4 protein-coding genes are annotated in these 3,113 nt (G+C 74.2%); all 4 read left to right on the top strand.

Going from position 1 to position 3,113, the window contains the following annotated elements:
• Positions 1–937, top strand: a 937-nt coding sequence (locus JNW89_RS32595) for a nuclear transport factor 2 family protein (RefSeq protein ID WP_238451974.1), incomplete at its 5' end; no start/stop codon positions are given.
• A 13-nt stretch (positions 938–950) separates the two neighbouring features.
• The gene (locus JNW89_RS32590; protein WP_238451973.1) at positions 951–1,343 is read left to right on the top strand and encodes a hypothetical protein; all 393 of its coding nucleotides are present in this window, start codon (positions 951–953) and stop codon (positions 1,341–1,343) included.
• 214 nt (positions 1,344–1,557) lie between these two features.
• Complete coding sequence (locus JNW89_RS32585) at positions 1,558–2,364, top strand: alpha/beta fold hydrolase (RefSeq protein ID WP_238451972.1); 807 nt, start codon at positions 1,558–1,560, stop codon at positions 2,362–2,364.
• Positions 2,365–2,652: 288 nt separating this feature from the next.
• On the top strand, positions 2,653–3,018 hold the full coding sequence (locus JNW89_RS32580; protein ID WP_154943751.1) for a YciI family protein: 366 nt from the start codon (positions 2,653–2,655) through the stop codon (positions 3,016–3,018).
• Positions 3,019–3,113 lie beyond the last annotated feature (95 nt).

The following is a 3,113-nucleotide window of genomic DNA, read 5'->3' as shown; positions in this document are numbered from 1 at the left end:
CGCGCTGGCGCTGATCGGCTGCCTCGGCGGCGGCGCGCTCACCACGGCGCAGTGGCTGCTGTTCCGCCCGCAGGCGGCGGTCGACGCCTACTTCTCGGCGCTGGACGACGGGGACGGCCGGGCCGCCCTGGCGGCGTTGACCCCGGACGCCAGGGCGACGGCGGGCGACGGCGAACAGCTCGCCCGGATCGTCGGCGGGAAGGGCTACCAGCCGCCGACCGACGTGGACGTCACCTCGGTCGAGCGCGACGGCGACGAGGCCGTCGCCAAGGTCGCCTACACCCTGGCCGGGCAGAAGCTGAGCGCCGAGCTGCCGCTGCGCCGGGACGAGTCGGCGACCCTCGGGCTGTTCCACCGGTGGCAGATCGCCGCGCCACCCGCGCGGCTCAGCCTCCCCGGCGCGGCGGGCCTGACCGTCAACGGCCAGCCCACGCCGGCGGCTGACGAGGGCGTCGAGCTGGCGCTGCTGCCCGGGACGTACACGGTCGGCGGCCAGCGCAACGCCCTCAGCGAGACCTCGTCGCAGGTCGTCCACGTCCTGCCCGGGCAGGAGAGCGCGGGGACCCCCGACCTGACGCCGACGCTGGCCCCGGCGGCCCAGGCCACGGCGGAGGAGAGCGTCAAGGCGTACCTGGACGCCTGCGCGGCCCAGACGGTGGCCGCGCCGGAGGGGTGCCCGTTCCGGTACTACAGCGGGGAGACGGTGAAGAAGATCGCCTGGAAGATCACCCGGTACCCGACGGTGCAGCTCACCCTGACCGGCCCGACCTCGGCGCAGGTGTCGACGCCGTTCGAGGGCCGCGGGTCGGCCCGGGCGACCGGCACCACCACCGGCTTCTTCGGCACCACGCCGTTCACCGAGGACGAGGAGATCCAGGTGGTCGGGGTGCTGTCGGTGGTGGACGGCAAGCTGACGTTCCGGCCCGGCGGCGACTGAGGGAGAGCCCGACATGACCGAACCGTCCACCCGGCCGGGGCGACCCGTGCGGATGGTGCTGACCCCGCGTACCGCCCGGCCACCGCGGGTGCCGCTGCTGGCCTGGATCCACCGCCGGCCGGAGTTCCGCGCCGCGGTGCGCGACGCCGCCGGGCAGGGCGGCCGGCCCGGCTTCAGTGACGCGGTGATCATCGCGGTGGTGGCGCAGGGACTGTTGCCCGGCCTGTTCAACCTGGTGCAGTCCTGGGTGGACCAGCAGCGCACCGAGGTGAGCATCCGCATCCAGGTGGGGGACGCCGAGGCGGAGATCCAGGTGAACGGCCGGACGGATCCCACCAAGCTGCTCGACCAGGCCACCCGCGCGCTGCGCGAGGTGGCGGACGGGGAGGCCGGCCCGACCGCCTGACCAGGGACCCGACCGGGGCCGACCGCGTTCGCGGTCGGCCCCGTCATGGTTCGCCCGCTTTGCCGGAAGACACCTCGAGTGCGACATCAGGTTACCGGCGCGTAACTTGGCATTGACGTGTGTGAATTGTGACCCGCATCATCGTCCCACCGATCGATCGGATCCCCCACCCGCCGTCCCGGCTCCCCGGGAACCTCCCACCGGAGGTGCAGCCATGCTGCTCCGAACGATCCTCGCCGCCACCACCGCCGTCGCCGCACTGCTCGTCCCGGCCACCGCCGCCGCGGCCGCCCCCGACAGCGCCACCACCGCCAGCACCACCACCGCCGAGGCCACGGCCACCACCACCACCGTCGCCGCGACCGCAAATCCCGTCATCGTCGTCGGTGGCCTGATCGGCGTCTCCATCGCGTACGAGCCGATCGCCGCGCGGCTGCGCGCCGACGGCTTCAGGGTCTCCATCTTCCAGATCCCCGGGCTCGGCTTCGGCGACATCCGCGAGTCCGCCCGCGCCTTCAAGACGTACGTCGACCAGGTCCGCGCCAGCACCGGTGCGGCCAAGGTGGACCTGGTCGCCCATTCCGAGGGCGGCCTGGTCTCCCGCTGGTACGTCAAGTTCCTCGGCGGCGCCGACGCCGTCGGCCGGTACGTGAGCCTGGGCAGCCCCCAGCAGGGCACCTACGCCGCCAACATCCTCAAGTTCATCGGCCTCGGCAGCTGCGCCGGCATCGTCGCCTGCCAGCAGATGTCCATCGGCTCGGACCTGCTCACCGCCCTCAACGGCGGGGACGACACCCCGGGCGCCATCCGCTGGGCGACCGTGCGGACCTGGCAGGACGAGCTGGTCTGGCCGATCGGCAACGCCGCGCTGTCGGACGGCGCGAACAACGTGCTGATCCAGAGCTGGTGCCCGCTGCGGCTGGTCGGTCACCTCAGCCTGATCCTCGACGGGACCACCTACACCGTGGTCCGGCAGGTGCTCACCGACGCCCCGGTGCGCCCCAACTGCTTCGCCCTGTGAACCGGCGACGGGCGGACGGGAGCACCCCGTCCGCCCGTCGTGCGGTCAGTCGGCCCGGGCCATCGTCGCCGGTGGGCCGGACCCCGGTGGCCGCCACGTGCTCCGCCGGCTGCTCCACCCGGAACGGGGCCAGGACGGCTGGACGAACGACCCAGCCGGTCGGCAACCGGGTGCTGCGGCGAGGCAGTTGGCCCGAGCGGCCGCTGCGGCCCGCCGCAGCGTGCGACGCTGTGCCGAGTCGGGGGAGACCGGCGCGGTGCCGACGCCGGCAGCGTGGGAGGGGGCGCCATGACGGGGATGCCGCAGCTGGACTTCGCGCTCGACACGTACGAGTGCATCGTGATCTATCCGGGGCCGGCCGGTCGAGCCCTCCCCAGCGAGACCGTGCAGCGGTTGCAGGCCGAGCACTTCGAGCACATGCAGGCGTTGCAGCGCCGGGGGATCGTGCTGGTCTCCGGGTCGATCGACGGCCCCGCCCGGGAGCCGGCCCCGCCGATCGGCATCGGCCTGGCCCGCACCGGCTCGGTCGACGACGTGCGCAGCGTGATGGAGGCCGACCCGGCCGTGCAGGCTGGGCTCTACCAGGTGGACGTGCTGACCTTCCTCTGCCCGGCCGGCTCGCTGGAGTTCCCGCTGGTCAAGGCGCAGGGCTGACCGACTGTCGCCCGGGTGACGGCGCGGGCCGCCACGCGGGTGTCCACTGGGAGGGCCCTGGCCGGGGCGGGCGCGCCGGGCGCCGCCGGGCCGGG

It is taken from the genome of Micromonospora sp. 4G55 (assembly GCF_016803375.1).
This window is presented reverse-complemented; position numbering and strand designations above follow the sequence as displayed.

Excerpts from the sequence above, each read along its gene's own strand:
- JNW89_RS32590 (WP_238451973.1), top strand. The coding sequence starts at position 951 with ATGACCGAACCGTCCACCCGGCCGGGGCGACCCGTGCGGATGGTGCTG.
- JNW89_RS32580 (WP_154943751.1), top strand. The coding sequence starts at position 2,653 with ATGACGGGGATGCCGCAGCTGGACTTCGCGCTCGACACGTACGAGTGC.
- JNW89_RS32585 (WP_238451972.1), top strand. The coding sequence starts at position 1,558 with ATGCTGCTCCGAACGATCCTCGCCGCCACCACCGCCGTCGCCGCACTG.